This is a genomic window from bacterium (assembly GCA_037143175.1).
Classification (GTDB): domain Bacteria; phylum Verrucomicrobiota; class Kiritimatiellia; order CAIKKV01; family CAITUY01; genus JAABPW01.
The window spans coordinates 1-17,976 of the sequence record JBAWZF010000015.1; the positions used below are offsets into that span (position 1 = coordinate 1).

General features: G+C 52.9%; 15 protein-coding genes. 3 read left to right on the forward strand and 12 right to left on the reverse strand.

Annotated features, from left to right (window positions below; genetic code table 11):
• Together WCI03_06940 and WCI03_06945 are read left to right on the forward strand one after the other, a co-directional pair.
• Window positions 1-293, forward strand: a 293-nt coding sequence (locus tag WCI03_06940) for a hypothetical protein (GenBank protein ID MEI8139586.1), incomplete at its 5' end; no start/stop codon positions are given.
• A 97-nt stretch (window positions 294-390) separates the two neighbouring features.
• On the forward strand, window positions 391-852 hold the full coding sequence (locus tag WCI03_06945) for a glycine zipper domain-containing protein (GenBank protein MEI8139587.1): 462 nt from the start codon (window positions 391-393) through the stop codon (window positions 850-852).
• 3 nt (window positions 853-855) lie between these two features.
• On the opposite strand, the gene WCI03_06950 is transcribed toward WCI03_06945, so the two are convergent.
• Genes WCI03_06950 through fusA form a run of 9 tightly spaced genes read right to left on the reverse strand, consistent with a single transcriptional unit; the run spans window position 856 to window position 7,700 of the window.
• Window positions 856-1,266, reverse strand: a complete 411-nt coding sequence (locus tag WCI03_06950; protein MEI8139588.1) for a hypothetical protein — start codon at window positions 1,264-1,266, stop codon at window positions 856-858.
• A 3-nt stretch (window positions 1,267-1,269) separates the two neighbouring features.
• Window positions 1,270-1,644, reverse strand: a complete 375-nt coding sequence (locus WCI03_06955) for a hypothetical protein (GenBank protein MEI8139589.1) — start codon at window positions 1,642-1,644, stop codon at window positions 1,270-1,272.
• Window positions 1,641-2,234 carry a sigma-70 family RNA polymerase sigma factor gene (locus WCI03_06960; GenBank protein MEI8139590.1) on the reverse strand — a complete coding sequence of 198 codons (594 nt, stop codon included), beginning with the start codon at window positions 2,232-2,234 and terminating at the stop codon, window positions 1,641-1,643. The genes WCI03_06955 and WCI03_06960 overlap by 4 nt, the downstream gene beginning before the upstream one ends.
• 39 nt (window positions 2,235-2,273) lie before the next feature.
• The gene (locus WCI03_06965; protein ID MEI8139591.1) at window positions 2,274-2,810 is read right to left on the reverse strand and encodes a ferritin family protein; all 537 of its coding nucleotides are present in this window, start codon (window positions 2,808-2,810) and stop codon (window positions 2,274-2,276) included.
• Window positions 2,811-2,833: 23 nt separating this feature from the next.
• The gene (gene ruvA, locus WCI03_06970) at window positions 2,834-3,427 is read right to left on the reverse strand and encodes a Holliday junction branch migration protein RuvA (GenBank protein ID MEI8139592.1); all 594 of its coding nucleotides are present in this window, start codon (window positions 3,425-3,427) and stop codon (window positions 2,834-2,836) included.
• Window positions 3,428-3,453: 26 nt separating this feature from the next.
• The gene (ruvC, locus tag WCI03_06975; GenBank protein MEI8139593.1) at window positions 3,454-3,951 is read right to left on the reverse strand and encodes a crossover junction endodeoxyribonuclease RuvC; all 498 of its coding nucleotides are present in this window, start codon (window positions 3,949-3,951) and stop codon (window positions 3,454-3,456) included.
• Window positions 3,951-4,706 (reverse strand): YebC/PmpR family DNA-binding transcriptional regulator, encoded by a 756-nt coding sequence (locus WCI03_06980; GenBank protein ID MEI8139594.1) that lies wholly within the window; start codon window positions 4,704-4,706, stop codon window positions 3,951-3,953. The genes ruvC and WCI03_06980 overlap by 1 nt, the downstream gene beginning before the upstream one ends.
• Before the next feature lie 37 nt (window positions 4,707-4,743).
• A complete protein-coding gene (locus WCI03_06985; protein ID MEI8139595.1) occupies window positions 4,744-5,652 on the reverse strand; it encodes a radical SAM protein in 909 nt (302 codons plus the stop codon).
• An 11-nt stretch (window positions 5,653-5,663) separates the two neighbouring features.
• A complete protein-coding gene (gene fusA, locus WCI03_06990) occupies window positions 5,664-7,700 on the reverse strand; it encodes an elongation factor G (protein MEI8139596.1) in 2,037 nt (678 codons plus the stop codon).
• Between the two features lie 162 nt (window positions 7,701-7,862).
• Here fusA and WCI03_06995 point away from each other — a divergent pair, with 162 nt between their 5' ends.
• Window positions 7,863-9,560 carry a radical SAM protein gene (locus WCI03_06995; GenBank protein MEI8139597.1) on the forward strand — a complete coding sequence of 566 codons (1,698 nt, stop codon included), beginning with the start codon at window positions 7,863-7,865 and terminating at the stop codon, window positions 9,558-9,560.
• 67 nt (window positions 9,561-9,627) lie between these two features.
• Here the strand turns inward: WCI03_06995 and WCI03_07000 are convergent, their stop codons facing one another.
• From WCI03_07000 to WCI03_07010, 3 genes are all read right to left on the reverse strand, one after another.
• Window positions 9,628-11,064: a glutamate synthase subunit beta gene (locus WCI03_07000; GenBank protein ID MEI8139598.1), complete on the reverse strand. Its 1,437-nt coding sequence runs from the start codon at window positions 11,062-11,064 to the stop codon at window positions 9,628-9,630.
• Window positions 11,057-15,580 (reverse strand): glutamate synthase large subunit, encoded by a 4,524-nt coding sequence (gltB, locus tag WCI03_07005; protein ID MEI8139599.1) that lies wholly within the window; start codon window positions 15,578-15,580, stop codon window positions 11,057-11,059. Before gltB ends, WCI03_07000 begins: the two co-directional genes overlap by 8 nt.
• A 93-nt stretch (window positions 15,581-15,673) precedes the next feature.
• Window positions 15,674-17,797 carry a glutamine synthetase III gene (locus WCI03_07010; protein ID MEI8139600.1) on the reverse strand — a complete coding sequence of 708 codons (2,124 nt, stop codon included), beginning with the start codon at window positions 17,795-17,797 and terminating at the stop codon, window positions 15,674-15,676.
• Between the last annotated feature and the right edge of the window lie 179 nt (window positions 17,798-17,976).

A 17,976-nucleotide genomic window follows, 5' to 3' on the forward strand; every position in this document is an offset into this window, starting at 1 on the left:
CGCGTCAGCCTTGGGCGCTGAAAGTCGTGGGTTCAAATCCCGCCGCCCCGACCATTTTTCAAAACTACGACATGAATACCCACCTCCGTCTGCGTGATTTTGTGGTTATTTCGCTATTGGCAAACGGCTCAGGAGTGATGTTGGACTTTTGCCTGAAAGAGGCCGTGCGAACGCCCATTGTCTGGATTTATCCAATGGAGGCCTACCGATTATTTTTTATCGTTTGCGTGGGCTTATGTCTTATCGCTCTGCCAAACTTACTGTGGCTACGGCAAAATCGCCAGAGGCAGTGAATAAAAATCCAATCACTTCCGTCTATACGAGTATGAACAGGCATGGTATAAAAATACCGAACTGAATGATCAACAGGTTCGCGAGAGGGAGTTTATTATGAAAAAAGCAATTGTTCTCAAAACCGCAGGCGTCGCAATGGCTGGACTCGTCATGATGGGTTGCTCCACTCCTCAATATCAGGAAAACCAATCAACGTTCAATCAAGCGGCCATTGGGGCGGCCTTAGGCGCCTTAGCGGGCGGTATCATCGGAAACAATAGTCACGGCGCCTTCGGCAATCGTGAAGGTATGGTTGCAGGCGCAGCACTCGGTGGATTACTTGGCGGAACGATGGGCCACCAAACCGACAAATCGAATGCTCAGATGAACAACATGAATTCGCAAATTGGTGCCGCGAATGAGGCCGCCAACACAACAGTCATCAATGTAAAGAATTCCAATGGGTCATATACCCCAGTCAATCTTCGCCGGGTGGGCAATCAATATGTCGGCCCGCGTGGTGAATATTATCCGGCACTGCCAACTGAAGAACAGTTGAAGATCGCGTACGGATTCTAATCGCTATTTCGCCAGCAACACGACAATCAACTTTCCCTGACCGGATGAAATCCCGCCGATGATCAGGGGGGTTCCATCACGGAGTTCAACGGTGGTCTGCATGATCTTTCGCCCACCGCGCTCGAGCACCACATTCAGGTTCTCCTGACCGCCTGAACAGCGGGCCACGATACCTGAGCTTAAGGATGCCGCACTGTTGGCCGGCAAGGACATGGATCGACTCGCCAGTAATTGAAATGTTTTATAAGGAAGATTATTCTGGAGCAGGTGCGCGACATCGCCCAACCCTGTCCCCATGCCCTGCCCTGCATTATTGGCCTCAACCAGCCTGACACTCAACATGGAGCCGGCAAATGCCCAGTTTGCGGTTGATATGAGAGCCAGTAACAGGATTGTTTTCAGGTTATTGGACATAGGTCACCCCTTACTCCCATCGTCGGACTCCAAATCTGTCACCCAAACGACGGTTCCTGGATTGTCTTCATCGGTCATGATGATCACACCACTGTGGGGAGCGAGAACTTGTAACGATTTAACCTGCGTCACCAGTGTTGAGGAGGCTGGCCATAGGACAAGCCCTGCAATGAGAACTGCCGCCGCAGTAGCGATTCCAATACGCCAACTCAAGACGGGGAACCAGGCGAACGCGGCTGCCGGACTGGCAGAATCCTGACGCATCAAGGAGGCTCGCGCCTTAAAATCCAGCTGGAACGACTCGGCATCGTTCTGCGGGGGCGGAGCTTTCTGGCTTCTTAAGCCCTCCTCGATCTCACTCCATGAGTTTTTTTTCATATCCACCCTCTCGCCGTTTTCACGCCAAGCACCGCCAGAGCTTTCACGAATTTGCGCCGCCCATTGAACAAACGGGACATAACAGTCCCGATTGACACCCCTGTAACTGCCGCAATCTCGGAATAACTTAATTCATCCGAGAATCTCAATAACAACACCGTACGATGTTCAGGTGAGACGGTCTCCAACGCGGCGTCAATCGCCGCCTGTAATTCAGCTCCCGCAATCATCTCGGAGGGTTCGCGTTGTTGGGAATCCACAAACAGGTTCCCCTCCCCGCTCCCCTCCTCATCGTCCCCTGCATCCAGGGGTTGCACCACGTGTCGCCTTTTCCTCAGCCAATCCACCGAACAATTATGCGCAATCCGACATAACCATGTCCGAACCGAAGAACGCCCCGAGAAGCCGGGAACATATTTCCAAGCCCTCAGGTAGGTTTCCATCACAACATCTTCAGCCTCGTCCGGCCCTACCAACCGCCATGCCACCGAATGGATGGTTGCACGTGACTCCTCGAACAATGCCAGAAAGGCGTCCATATCGCCCTTCCTGGCACGTTCAAGAAGCTCGGCTGATACAATGGCCTCCATGAGTTTAGACGGCTGAGTCGCTGGATTTATTCAGGTCAATTAATAATTCGTCGGGGTAATTTCAAAAAAGGCCTGGGGATGAGCACAAACCGGGCATTTTACCAAGGCATTGGTCCCCTCGTAAACAAATCCACATTCGCGGCAACGCCACTTGACTTTGACGTCCTTCTTAAACACTTTGCCCTCTTCCATGTTCTTCAACAGGGCCTTATAACGCTCCTCGTGTTCTTTCTCGATCTTGGCAATTCCCTCAAAAAGCCGCGCGATTTCGTCAAACCCTTCCTCACGGGCTTCCCTGGCCATCCGGGGATACATTTCCGTCCATTCCTCATGCTCGCCACCCGCCGCCGCTTTGAGATTAGCAAGCGTGTCCCCGATGCCACTCAACGCCTTAAAATGCAGCTTGGCATGGGTCTTTTCCTGCTCAGCAGTTTCCAGAAAGAGTGCCGCGATCTGCTCGTAACCTTCCTTTTTCGCTGTCGAGGCAAAATAGGAGTACTTATTACGGGCTTGAGATTCGCCAGCAAACGCATCCTGTAAATTTTTCTCCGTCTTTGATCCTTTGAGTTCCGCCATACTATTTCTCCTTTTGTTATGATTTATCCAGCAAGAGATTTACGCACAATGTCCTCAACCGTCGCCTCCGTCATGTGAGGCTGATTGATGACACGCAAGACGAGATCCTGGGCCTCGGCACGTTTGTAGCCGAGGGAAATCAATGCCAGAATCGCATCACGCAGTTTGATATCTGATTCGGGATGACCCGGGACTGATGCCGCCAGAATTTCTCCGGCGCCAAATTTGTCGCGCAACTCGATCACCATGCGTTCGGCCGTCTTTTTCCCGATTCCGGAAATGGAACTAAGTCGCTTTACATCTCCATCTTTGATGGCCACCTTAATTTCCCGCACGGTCATGCCACTGAGAGCCGAAAGCGCAATCTTGGGTCCAATCCCGGACACCCCCAGTAACAGGGTGAACACCCGCCGTTCATCGGCTGTCATAAACCCGAATAGCCGATGTTCATCTTCACGGATGTGGTCATGGGTCAGCAAGCGCACGGACTCGCCCGGCGCAGGCAGACGATCATAACTGTTCAGGGAAATCACCACCTCATACCCCACCCCGCCAACATTGAGCACGACGTGGGTGGGCTCTTTTTCCTCAATAATCCCCTCAAGAAAAGTTATCATAAGTCCCTCGCGCTTATCACCAGGTCCTAGATGGGTTGCGGGGCCAACTCAGCAATCGGATTGCGACTGTTGAAATGACACAGGGCGATCGCCAGCGCATCACCCGCATCCTCCTGCGGTTCCTCTTTCAATCCCAGAACCACCATGGCCATTTTTCGCACCTGCAGTTTATCGGCGGATCCGATTCCGGTGACCGATTGCTTCACCCGTCGCGGCGCATATTCATACACTGGAATCCCGGAAGTCGCACAGACCGCGATCACCACACCCCGGGCTTCCCCCAACACCATGGCCGTCCGGGCATTCTTGGCGAAGAAGATATCCTCGATGGCGGCCAACTCCGGCTTTGTCCGCGCAATGATCTCACGGATTCCGCCATCAATCCGCCGGAGACACTCAGATAAAGAAAGACGGTCGGAGTTGTGAATCCGACCGTACTCAACGGCAATCATTTTGCTGGCAAGGAACTCCACCACGCCAACGCCTGTTGAGCGTAACGAGGTATCTATCCCGAGAACACGCATTATTCCGCCGAAATTAACGCCAGCACGCTGTCATCCAGATCCATGTTGGTATACACGTCCTGAACATCGTCATTATCTTCCAGCGTCTCCACAAACTTCATCACAGCCTTGGCAACTGTTTTGTCGCTGACGGATGTATAAGTTTCGGGAACCAACCGGATCGCGGAATCATCGGTCTTGATGCCAGCTTTTTCAAGCGCATCCAGAACGCCTTGAAACGCATTGGGATCGGTAAGGACCTCGTACTGCTCGCCATCGAGGCTCATATCATCAGCGCCTGCAGTGAGAACCAAGTCCATCAATTTGTCTTCTTCAACCGACTTCGCGTCCACAAAGATCTGTCCACGCCGTTTAAAGCCACGGGACACCGACCCCGGAGCCGCAAGGCTGGAGCCGTTCTTGGAGAAAATGTGACGCAGCTCGGCCGCCGCACGATTTTTATTATCAGTCAGAACTTTAACCACCACTCCAACGCCACCGGCGGCGAAGCCTTCATAGGTGATATCCTCCATGACTTCCGACGCCAATTCACCAGTCCCTTTCTTGATGGCACGGTCAATGTTTTCATTGGGCATACTGGACGCCTTACACCGGATGATCAGATTGCGCAGGGCTGTATTGGTGTCGGGACTGCCGCCACCGGCTTTGGCCACAACCATCAATTCCTTCGCCATCTTGCTGAAAATTTTACCACGCTTGGCATCCGCCGCGCCCTTCTTATGCTGAATTGTCTTCCACTTACTATGACCGCTCATCTTATTCCTCTCTTTCCTGATACTTACTTGATCCCGATTAACCCGGGCTCATTTTGAATCCAACTAAATTGTCCTGCACCGGAGTTTCATACTCCTGAATCCAACCTTCGGAAAACCCCAATCGCTCCATCGCGTCAACCACAATACCATACTCATCCTTTGTCGGGCGTCGATTCCATGGCGCTTGAGACAGAGCCTTGTAAGCCGGCGTATATTGAGCCATGACACTTACCGGGATCTCTGTCCCCACCGCTCCCGCCAGCCATTCCAAATTCGACACCGCCTCATCCGCACGTCCCGGCAACACTAGCAACCGGCAAATCGTTCCTGTTTCTGCCACGCCCTCCTCATCGAGTTTCAACGGGCCCGTCTGGCGCCACATTTCCAACAAAGCCGCACGCGACGCCCAGACATAGCCGGTACAATCAGAGCCCTCTTTCGCCGTGGCATCCCGGGCGTATCTCAAGTCTGACAGATACACATTTATCCAGCCAGCCATCGCCTGCAGCTGCTCAACCCTCTCAAAGCCGCTCGTGTTATACACGATTGGCCGCGAGAGTCCATCCGCAACCACTCGGCTCCAAGCCTCATGGATCCAAGGCAGCCAGGGTGTCGGACTTACCAAGTTCCAATTATGACACCCATCCCGATACAACGACCTCAGCATTTCCGCCAATTCATCGACCGAAACCGGCCGCCCCTGCCCCTCCTGGCTCCAGGGATAATTCTGGCAGTACACACAACTCAACGTACACCGGCTAAAAAACACCGTCCCTGAACCTTTGGTTCCGGATACCGGCGGCTCCTCACCCTGATGCAACCCGTAGCGATAAACCTCAACTGTCCCGCCCGCCTGACAATACCCTCGCTGACCTTCCGCCCGGTTGACACCACAGCGGCGGGGACACAACTCACAGCGTGTCATGGATGCAGCAAAGGGATTCACGGGCCCGGATTTTACTCCTGCTCCTCTTCCTTATCTTTGGCTGCAGCCGCAATCACCTTCTGGGCCACAGACGCAGGCATCAAGTCATAACGAGCGAATGACATCTCAAACGAACCCCGGCCCCCCGTCATACTGCGCAGTTCGGCACAATAACTGAACAATTCCGATTGCGGGATATCCGCCGTGATGACCTGCATGCCATCTGCCGACTCCATCCCGACAATTCGACCGCGCCGATGGCTCATATCCCCATTAATATCGCCCATAAAATGATCGGGAATCGTAATCTTAACTGACATAATCGGCTCCAGCAAAACCGGTTTGGCTTTACTCATCGCCTCGCGGAACGCACGCCCCCCCGCAATCTTGAAGGCCACTTCAGAAGAGTCGACATCGTGATAAGAACCATCATAAACGGTGGAACGAACCCCGACAACCGGGCACCCTGCCAGCGAACCCTTCGCCATGCCATCCACGACACCCTTGTGGACGGCAGGCACGAAATTATGGGGAATGGAGCCCCCAACAAGCGCATCCACAAAAAACTTTTCATCGCCCTCGGGAAGCGGCTCAACCTTCAGGTAAACTTCTCCATACTGTCCCCGTCCGCCGGATTGCTTCTTATGCTTGTAATGACCTTCCCCGCGCCCGGTCACTGTCTCTTTATAGGCAACCTTCGGCGTGCTCAGAATCACGTCAACATTGTTCCGCTTTTTCATGCGCTCCACGGCAACCGCCAGATGCGTGTCGCCCATTCCCGCAAGTATCGTCTCATGGGTATCGGCATGCCGTTCCACATGAATGGTGGGATCATCCGCTGCAAGCTTGTGCAAGGCCGTACCGATCTTATCCTCATCCCCTTGCGTTTTGGCCGCCACGGCGTACCACATCACCGGGTTCGGAAAGCTGAACGGGGTGAAGCTCGCCTTGGCGGGAGCCTGACACAGTGCATCCCCTAAGGTCGTGACTTTCAATTTCGAGATGGCCACGATATCACCCGCCTCCGCCTCAGTAATCGGCGTCTGCTTTTTGCCGTTCAACGATACAAACTGAACAATTCGTTCCTTTTGCCCCTTACTCATATTCATGACTTCTAGGTCGGTTTTTAACGTGCCTCCACAGACATAAACGAAACTCATATGCCCGATAAAGGGGTCATTGACGGTGCGCCAGACATACCCAACGAACGGCGCCGCAGGGGCCGTATCAATGGGTTTCCCATCGGCATCCTTCATGGGCCGATCAGCAGGAGACGGAAAGAACCGGGCAATTCCATCCAGCAGTTCACCCACTCCGATGTTCTTGAGCGCCATACAGGCGAACACCGGCACAAGTTTGCGATCAAACACCGCATGACGAAGACCATCAGCAATTTCACGGGCCGACAGAGGCTGACCGGCAAGATACTTCTCAATCAGGGAGTCGTCCGTCTCGGCAGCCATTTCGACCAACGCGCCCTTGGCTTCTTTCAAGGCGTCACTGACAGAAGCGGGAACATTTGTGGCCGCCAATACATCCACCACCCCGCTGGCATCAGGCAACGGCATCAGAACAGGAATACAGCGATCGCCCCAGGTGGCCTTGATATCGGCCATGACTTTATCAAAAGGAGAATTCTCACGATCCAACCCCGTCACCACAATCGCACGTGGAATATCGAGAGCAGAAGCCTGCTTCCAGGCTTTCATGGTGCCAATCTGAATACCGGCATGGGCATCAACGGTGATCAAGGCGGCCCCGGCAATACGGCTCGCCTGAATGACCTGCCCGAAAAAGTCGTCATAGCCGGGCGTATCGCAGAAAACGATATCCATGTTGTGACCATCAGAGCTTTTATAGGTCCCGCAAAAAGACTTCGCGTAGATCGTGGTCTTCCGTGCTTTTTCTTCATCGGTATAATCACCGAGGCTGGAACCCTGATCCACAGAACCCAATCGGTCATTGGCACCCATCTTGAACAATAACGCATCAGCCAAGGTGGTTTTTCCGCTCGCCGTATGACCCATCAAGACAAAATTCCGAACGTCGCTAACTGCAATGTCCTTCATGCTTGTATTATCCTTTCGGCTGTTTCCTAAACTCTTCCATGATTCCACACAACGAATCTGAATTTTTTATCACAATCGCTCTTATTTGCACAACTTCAAGATTTTACGGCCCAACGATGCACCCCTTGCCATTCACACCGTCCGGTGCTAAAAACTCCGCTCATGGCATCGCGAAAGAAAATCCTATTCCTCCAGCTCCCTCAATTGGATAACGACATTCATGGGGATACTGAAAATGTCCCCCTGGCCGCCGCTTACCTTCAATACGCCGCCGAAGTGAATGGAGAAGACGCCTATTATGAGTTTTTTCAGCTCCCGGAAGCTGCCCGGAACCGCGACAATCCAAGCCTGTTAAAAGCAATTCTTCGCCTGAACCCTGACCTTATCGCCTGCACCCTGTATCTCTGGAACATCGAGCGGACTCTGCGCCTGATGCAACAATTCAAGGCTCGCCGACCCCATGCCCGCATCCTCTTCGGCGGGCCGGAGGCGGCCTATTCCCATCCCTTTTTGTTTGAACCACCGATAGCTGATGCCATCGCCGTCGGTGAAGGGGAAGCGGTATTCCCGGCCTTGCTCCGTTCCTTCCGGACCCGTAAACCAGTCAATATATCATCGGTTGCGCTCCGCTCTCCCAAGGGCTACCAATGGGGTAAAAACACGCCCTGCCCCATCGAGTTATCGAAGCAGATTCCACCACCAGGATATGCGGCCTGCCGACCAGACGCAAAAGGAATGGCGTATCTGGAAACTTCGCGCGGCTGCCCCATGCGCTGCACCTACTGCCGGTATCCGCATCTGCGCCATTCCATGTCCTTTCTCAGTCCTATCGACATTATGTCGCGCATTGATGCATTACAAACGATCGGAGCCCATGAAATCCGTTTCGTGGATCCTACCTTTAACGCCCATCCCTGCTTCCGGGAAATCCTGATTCAACTGGCAGCCTTTAACAAAAAAAGGACACTCTCCTTCTTTGCGGAACTCAATGCCGTGCGATTAACCGATGAGGAGGCCGATCTCATGGCCGCAGCCAATTTTGTGGATATTGAAGTCGGTGTACAAAGCCGGGACACCATCGTCCTCAAGGCCATCCGCCGCCCCACCTCGTTGCCTCGACTGGATGCCGGAATCGCCAAATTAACCCGACGCCGCATCAAGGTTACGGTGGACATCATGTATGGGCTGCCCCTACAGCATATCAAAGACGTTCGACAATCCATAAACTGGGCCTTGAAACTTTCCAGCACGAATATCCAATGCCTGCAAACCCTTCTACTCCCCGGCACTGAATTGCGCGAACGACGGGGTGAGTGGAAAATTGAGGCGCAGCCCCTGCCCCCTTATGCGGTGACAAAGACGTCCACTATGGATCGCCGGGCTTTTCAAGCCATTGAGGCACTTATCGCTCAGCACCCCAAGCTGCGATCCGACGTTTCCACGCCCCAATTTACAGGACGGAAACTCGACCTTTTCCCTGAACAGATTTCCGTAAAAAACTTCGAAAAAAGGACACTTCCTGGCACACAATCCCGTCGAGCTTTTCTTTTCAAGGGAGCGAACTTATTTGCCAGGCGAGAAGAACTGGCCACCTTTATCCAGGAGTCTATCCGGACTCTTCCAGACAATCTCTTTCAATTCGTGCTGGTGCCACAAGCGGAGGAGCCCCTGGATCTGCTGGATGACCTGATTGCCGTCCTCCGTCGCGCCCCCACCCATCTTATTGACCGGTACGCCTCCGTAGCACTGGAAAACAAAATTGCCTCCCGCCGCCTGATGATTCTCCTCCCCCAAGGCCGGGCCATATCCAAAGCATGGGCGGATGAAGCCGAGACTATGTTGGCGTCCGCTTTCTTCTAAATCGAAATTCGCGTGTCGCCGTGGAAATGCACAAAGAATCGCCAGGGCCAGAACGGACACCGGAAAATCAGGTCCGTCTGGCCTCAAGATAAGCAGCAATCCCGGCCGCCGCTTGTCGACCATCACGCATGGCTCGAACCACGAGCGAGGCTCCTTGCGTCATGTCGCCTGCCACGAAGATACCAGGGATATTGGTCATATTCTGCTTGTCGCGCCAGATCACCCCATTGGGCTCTGTCTTGATAGCAAGCCCCTCCACAATTTTATTGCGCCCGGGTCCTGAAAAGCCCATCGCCAATAAAACAAGATCTGCTTCTATTACAAACTCAGTACCGGGTTTTTCCACCATAGCTGGCCGTCCACCACCCGCCGGGGTAACCCAATCCACCTCCACCGCCCGAATTGACTGAACGGCCCCATCCTTGCCAGAAAATTCTTTGGTCGCCACGCTCCACCGCCGGGTACAGCCTTCTTTATGACTGCTTGAAATCCGTAACTGCAACGGCCACATAGGCCAGGGAGTACTCTTAGCCCGAGTGGGAGGAGGCTGTGGCAGAATCTCAATCTGTGTCACAGACTTGGCTCCTTGCCGGATCGAAGTTCCAACACAATCCGCGCCCGTATCCCCTCCGCCAATCACCAGCACATTTCTGTCACCGGCCAAAATATCAGTACCGACCTTGCCCCCCTCGCCCCCCAACCGTTTGTTCTGCTGCACCAGGAAGTCCATGGCAAAATGAATCCCCTTTAACTCCCGCCCCGGCACCTTGATATCACGGGCTTCACGGGCACCACCGGAAAGGCAGATGGCGTCAAATCGATTTTGAAGGTAGTGATAGGAAATGTCATCCCCTACACTGACCTGATTCTCAAACACAACGCCTTCCGCCTCCATTAACTTTATCCGGCGATCCACGACCCATTTCCCAAGCTTAAACTCCGGAATACCGTATCGCAGGATGCCTCCGGGTCTTTCATCCGCATCATAAACCACAACCCAATAACCAGCGTGATTCAGCGTATCGGCGATCGTCAATCCGGCGGGACCAGAACCAAGCACCGCAACCCGCTCTTTTTTACGTTCCGCTGGCGGGCAGGGCTTCATATATCCCAACTCAAAGCCTTTTTCGATGATCGACAATTCGATTTGCCGGATGGTCACCGGATCCTTGTTGATTCCCAACACGCAAGAACCTTCACAGAGTGCGGGGCAGATACGCCCAGTAAACTCTGGAAAATTATCCTTCTCCAGTAGAATATCCAACGCCTGCTTCCAGCGGCCCTGATACACATGCTCATTGAATTCAGGAATCACATTCTCGATCGGGCATCCTGTGCAATGGCAGAACGGCGTCCCGCAATCCATACACCGCGCCGCCTGCTCCCTCACCTCAGAGTCCGACAACCGGAGTTCCACCGCATTGAAATCCTTCACCCGTTCATCAATTGGACGATAGCCAGGGTCGTGGCGTTCAAATTCCATAAAACCGGTTACCTTACCCATGAATCACCTCTGCTCTTTCGGTCGCTTCATCTTCTCTCATCATCTGCCCCATCACCCGGCGATATTCCATCGGGAATACCTTGATGAAAAATGGCAGCTGTTCTTCCCAATTCTCCAGAATGCGTTTGGCTTTAAGACTGCCCGTGTAGCGCAGATGCTTCTCCAACAATCCTCTCAGTTCAGCTTTATCAGCAGAGCTTACCACGAGCTCCAAATCCACCATGTCTAAATTACAGCGTGCGTCAAAAATACGGTGCTCATCATAAATATAGGCAAGACCACCACTCATTCCGGCCCCGAAATTGACACCGGTATGTCCCAGCACCACCACACGACCGCCGGTCATGTATTCACATCCATGATCACCGATCCCTTCAACGACGGCGGTGGCACCACTGTTACGAATGGCAAACCGTTCACCAACAGCTCCGTTGAGATAGACCTCACCACAGGTTGCCCCGTATAACAGAACGTTCCCGGCGATGACATTTGACTCCGGGGCATACGTCGCGGCGGCGAAGGGCCTGACAATGATTTTGCCACCCGACAATCCCTTCCCGAGGAAGTCATTAGACTCCCCTTCCAGGACAAGTGTCATTCCCCGGGCACACCAGGCCCCGAAACTTTGTCCAGCCGAGCCCTTAAAAGTCATGGTGATCGTATCCTCCGGCAGTCCGGAATGGCCATATTTTTTGGCCACCAACCCGGCAATCATCGTGCCCACGGTTCGATTCACATTCCGGATCGGCGCCTCAAGTGATACCGGCTTTCCGGTTTCAATGGCCGCCTTCACTTTGGGGATCAACTTCAAATCCATGGCACTACTTAATTCGTGGTTCTGCTTCCCGACACAGCGGACAGGGCTATTGCATGGGGGGCGGTAAAGTATCTTGGAAAAGTCCAAGCCCTTCGCCTTCCAGAAGGTGATCGCCTGATTCATTTCAAGACAGTCTGAGCGACCGATCATTTCATCGATGGTACGGAAGCCCAGTTCCGCCATGATCTCACGCACCTCACTGGCGATAAACGTGAAGAAGTTGACGAGATGATCCGGACTCCCGGCAAACAATTTGCGCAAACATGGATCCTGTGTTGCGACCCCAACCGGACAGGTATTGTTATGGCACTTGCGCATCATGATGCAACCCAGAACCACCAAAGCGGTGGTCGCGAAACCATATTCTTCCGCCCCCAACAAGGCGGCCACAACCACATCGCGTCCAGTTTTAATCTGCCCATCCGTCTGCAACCGTACCTGGCCCCGCAAATTATTCAACACCAGTGTCTGCTGGGTCTCCGCCAGACCAAGCTCCCAGGGCGCACCGGCATGCTTGATGGATGACAACGGCGAGGCGCCCGTTCCGCCATCATAGCCACTGATCAAAACCATATCCGCGTGGGCTTTTACGACACCCGCGGCAATCGTACCCACCCCGAGCTCAGAAACCAACTTGACCGATACCCGTGCTTCAGGGTTGACGTTTTTTAAGTCGTAGATCAACTGCTTGATATCTTCAATAGAGTAAATGTCATGATGCGGTGGCGGGGAAATCAAAGTAACTCCAGGCGTCGAGTGACGCACCTTGGCAATTTCCTCATTCACTTTATGACCGGGCAACTGTCCGCCTTCGCCCGGCTTGGCACCCTGGGCAATTTTGATCTGAAGCTCACGACAGTTAACACAGAATTCAGCCGTGACACCAAACCGTCCACTGGCGATCTGCTTGATGGCACTGCAGCGACTGTCACCGTTGGGAAGAGGCTGATAGCGCGCAGGGTCTTCGCCGCCCTCACCACTGTTACTCATGGCTCCTAACCGGTTCATCGCAATGGCCATCGACTCATGGGCTTCCCGACTGATCGACCCGAACGACATCGCGCCGGTCACAAACCGCTTCATGATTCCGCCCACCGGCTCGACTTGATCCAAAGGCACCGGAGCGCCTGGCTTAAACTTGAACATTCCCCGCAAGGTGAACTGCTTCTCAGCCTGGTCATTAATCAACCGCGCATAATCTTTATACCGCTTTACATCGCCGCTACGGGTGGCATGCTGAAGATGGGTAATCGCTTCCGGAGACCAAAGATGTCGCTCCCCGTCCCGCCGAAAACGATACTGGCCCCCCGTCGGCAAGAACTCAGGTTTCGCTTCGACGTTGTAAAATGCCTCCGCATAACGTGCATTTGCTTCCATCGCAATTTCGGATAGCCCAATGCCGCCGACACGGGAAGCCGTCCCTGAAAAGTAATGTTCCACAACGCCCGGGTCAATGCCAACTGCCTCAAAGACCTGAGCGCTACGATAACTTCGCAACGTTGAGATCCCCATCTTCGACATCACTTTCCGAAGCCCCTCACACAAGGCGCCAACATAATTTTCCATCGCTTTGGCGGGCCCGACCTCCGCACTCAACTCTTTCTTGAGGGAAAGATCCGCGATGGACTCAAACGCAAGATAGGGATTAATTGCCGTGGCCCCGTACCCGAGCAAAAGTGCCATATGCATGACTTCACGGGCTTCACCGGTTTCAACAAGCAGCCCCACACCGGTACGACGGCCGCTCCGCACCAGATGCTGATTAACGGCGGCAACGGCCAATAAAACAGGAATGGGTGTAACCCCGGCCATCAAATCACGATCACTCAAAATGAGAAGGTTTTTACCTGCGGCAACCCGTGCATCTGCATCCCCACACAACGCCTCCAATGCCGCCTTCAAGTCAGCACCCGAGCCGTTCGCCGGGAATCCGATAGAGAGCGTAGCCGCGCTGAAATCCTTGAGCTCGAGCCCACGGATCTGATCCAGATCTTCATTTGAAAGAAAGGGATGTCGCAGTTTAATCAAACGCGCGTACTGCGGGATTTCCATGAGAATATTGGAAGGATTGCCGATAAACGTCATCAACGACATCACCAGTTCCTCCCGAATCGGATCGATCGGCGGGTTGGTGATCTGGGCAAACAGCTGCTTGAAATAAGAAAATAGCAGTTGGGGCTTATCTGAAAAGACCGCCAAAGGAGTATCCGTCCCCATGGAGCCCACAGCCTCATGCGCTTTGGACGCCATCGCCTCCAGAAGAATTTGGACATCTTCACGCGTATACCCGAAAAGACGCTGCCGCTGAAGCAGAGTCTCGGATTTCGGAATGACTGGGGACATGGCTTCAAACATGCCTTGCACCGAGACCTTATTTTCATCCACCCAGCGCCGATAGGGTTGACGCCGCGACATCTGGCTTTTAAGCTCTTTGTCCTTCAGAACCCGTTTGTGCTCAAGATCAATCAACATCATTTGGCCGGGGCGCAACGCCCCCTTCTCCAATACGCGTTCGGCTGGAATATCAAGAACACCCGCCTCTGAGGCCATCACAATAAAATTATCCTTTGTGATGGTATAACGAGCCGGTCGCAATCCATTCCGGTCAAGCAGGGTTCCCACCACGGAACCATCCGAGAAAGCCACCGTAGCCGGTCCATCCCAAGGCTCCATCAAACCGGCATGGTATTCAAAAAAACCTTTTTGATCGGGGCCAATGGGATATTTTGCACCCCACGCTTCAGGAATGAGCATCATCATCGAATGCGGGATTGAGCGCCCGCCGGCTACCAAAAGCTCCAGCGCATTATCCAAACAGGCCGAATCACTTCCTCCGGGATCAATAATGGGAAGCAACTTGCGAATGTCGTCCCCAAATAGCGGCGAGGCCAGCCCATTCTCGCGGGACTTCATCTGATTGAGATTTCCACGGAGTGTATTGATCTCGCCATTATGGGCCAGAAAACGAAATGGCTGTGACAACTCCCAGGACGGAAATGTATTAGTGCTATAGCGCTGATGAATCACTGCTACTGCGCTCTCCATGTCCGGATCATTCAAGTCCTTATAAAACCCGGAAACCTGCCCACCCATCAACAACCCTTTATAAACAATCGTCCGTGAGGAAAAGCTGGGGATATAAAAGCGCTCATCGGGCCCCATGATTTCCGCAACCCGGTGCTGGCACTGTTTGCGGACCACATAAAGTCTGCGATCCAGCGCCAGACATGACAATTTTCCACCCCCGACCAAGACCTGCATCACAAAAGGTTGTGCCTCACGTGCCTCTTCCCCGAGGATACTCCCGTCAGTCGGGACTTCGCGCCAGCCTATGAACTCCAGACCTTCTTCCTGAAGCACCTGCTGAATGGCAGAGAGGCAATGAGAACGAACCTTCGACTGGGGTACAAAAAGCATTCCCACGCCGTATGACCCCGCCTTGGGCAAAGTGAACTTGAGACGTGCGGCTTCCTTGCGGAAAAATTTATCAGAAATCTGCAGCAATACCCCCGCCCCATCTCCGGTACTCAAGTCACCCCCCACGGCACCTCGGTGCAAAAGATTCTTAAGAACCTCGATACTGTCGGATACGATACGATGCGATTGAACCCCGTCAATATTGGCGAGAAATCCTACGCCGCAATTATCGTGTTCATTTGCAGGGTCATACAACCCTTGTTGTTCAGGCATTCCATTCATCGTTCGGTCCCCTTTATTCTTCAAAAATGTGACAAAAAACCCGTCGGGATTTTCCCGACGGGGCATCGTTTATGTCAATACTAACACTTCTAATCAACGATAGAACAACATATCGGCATAAGTCGGCAGCGGCCAATATTCGGCATCCACAACCGGCTCAATCCCATCCGAGACCATGCGCAAGGCAACCATAGCTGGCACGACAACGTCCCGGAAAGCCACAGCCTTCTTACCCACGGCCGACTCTGCGGACGCTACGGAAACCACATCCGCCAACACATCAATCGCCAGACTCATATCCGCCGCCGCATCATTCACCTGCTGCAACAGTTTTGACTGAGCAACAGCGTCCACCCCGGCCGCCTCAACCGCAGTCACGCCATGAGCCAGATCCGTCGCATAACTTATAAGTGATGGGAGAATCTCGCGGCGAGCCATGAACAACATGGTCTTAGCTTCAATGTTAATGGTCTTGATGTAATTCTCCAAAAGGATTTCATGACGCGCATGAATTTCCTCTTTGGGGAGGGTGCCGTGTTTCATCATCACTTTGGCGTTATTCTTCTCCATCATGACGTTAATGCCGTCCACACAATTCCGGATGTTGTGCAGACCCCGCTTTTCAGCCTCTGCAACCCATTCTTGAGTATAGTTATCGCCATTGAAGATAATCGCTTCGTGTTCCTTGGCGTATTTCTGAAGCAGCGCCTGTACGCTCGAATTGATGTTCTTGGCTCCCTGCAGTTCATCCGCGATTTCAGATAAGGCCTCCGCGACAATCGTATTCAGCACAAAGTTCGGACCGCTCAGGGACTGTGAAGACCCCGGCATACGAAATTCGAACTTATTTCCGGTAAAGGCAAACGGAGAAGTCCGATTACGATCCGTGGTATCCATGGGAATAGCCGGAAGCGTGGTGACGCCCAACTGCAAACGCCCGCCCTGCTTCGAACTGCTTGCGGCACCTTTCTTGATCTGCTGATAAATGTCCGTCAGCTGGTCGCCCAGGAAGATCGACACAATCGCAGGTGGCGCCTCATTGGCGCCCAGGCGATGGTCATTGCCCGGTGTCGCCACCGTCGCACGCAACAGGTCGGCATATTTATGTACCGCACGAATCGTGGCAAACAGGAACACAAGGAACTGCATGTTGTCATGCGGCGTGTTCCCAGGATTCAACAGATTAATCCCGTCATCCGTGCACAATGCCCAGTTGTTGTGCTTGCCCGACCCATTGACGCCCGCAAAAGGTTTTTCATGCAACACACAGACAAAGTTATGTTTGCGTGCGATCCGCTGCATCATTTCCATGGCCAACTGATTATGGTCCACACCGATGTTTACCGTGGCATAAACGGGAGCAAGCTCATGCTGTGCAGGGGCCACCTCGTTATGCTGAGTTTTGGCCGACACACCCATCTTCCAAAGCTCATCATTCAGATCCGCCATGAATGAAGCTACACGCTCATGAATCGCACCAAAATACTGATCTTCCAGTTCTTGCCCTTTGGGTGGAGGCGCACCGAATAAGGTGCGGCCAGCATACCGTAAATCCGCACGTTTTTCAACAAACTGCCGGTCAATCAGGAAATATTCCTGCTCGCCACCGAGCGTTGTGATCACACGCTTACTCGTGTCGTTGCCCAGGGCTTTCAAAACACGCATTCCCTGCTTATTCAAAACCTGCATCGAACGCAACAACGGCGTCTTTTTATCCAACGCCTCCCCCGTATAGGACGCAAAAGAAGTGGGAATGAACAAAGTGGTATTCGAGCCATCGGTCTTGACGAAAACCGGCGAGGTGCAATCCCACACGGTATAACCACGTGCTTCAAAAGTTGCCCGGATTCCTCCTGACGGAAACGACGACGCATCGGGTTCGCCCTGCGTCAATTCTTTGCCACTGAATTCCATCATGATCCGTCCGTCCGCAGTCGGGGAAATGAACGCGTCATGTTTTTCCGCGGTGATACCAGTCATAGGCTGGAACCAATGGCAATAATGCGTAGCCCCCTTCTCAATCGCCCAATCTTTCATGGCGTTAGCCACAACATCAGCAATGGTGGGATCCAACTCCTTGCCTTCGTCAATGGTCGCTCGCAACTTTTTGTAAACATTCTTAGGGAGACGCGCACGCATCACCACATCACTAAAAACATTCGATCCAAACATTTCCGGGAGGGATTGTTTTTTTACTGAATCACAACAATCATTCATATATATAGGCTCCTTTTTGTTATTCTAAAAACCAACCCAAAACTTGAAATTTTTATTTAGCAGGTACTGTGCCAAAATTATTTATTCATTCCGCAACCACTTCAAATACAATACCTAACGATTGATTACAAAATTAAAGAACACTCGAAACAATGCACGTTAACTACAATTTTGTAACA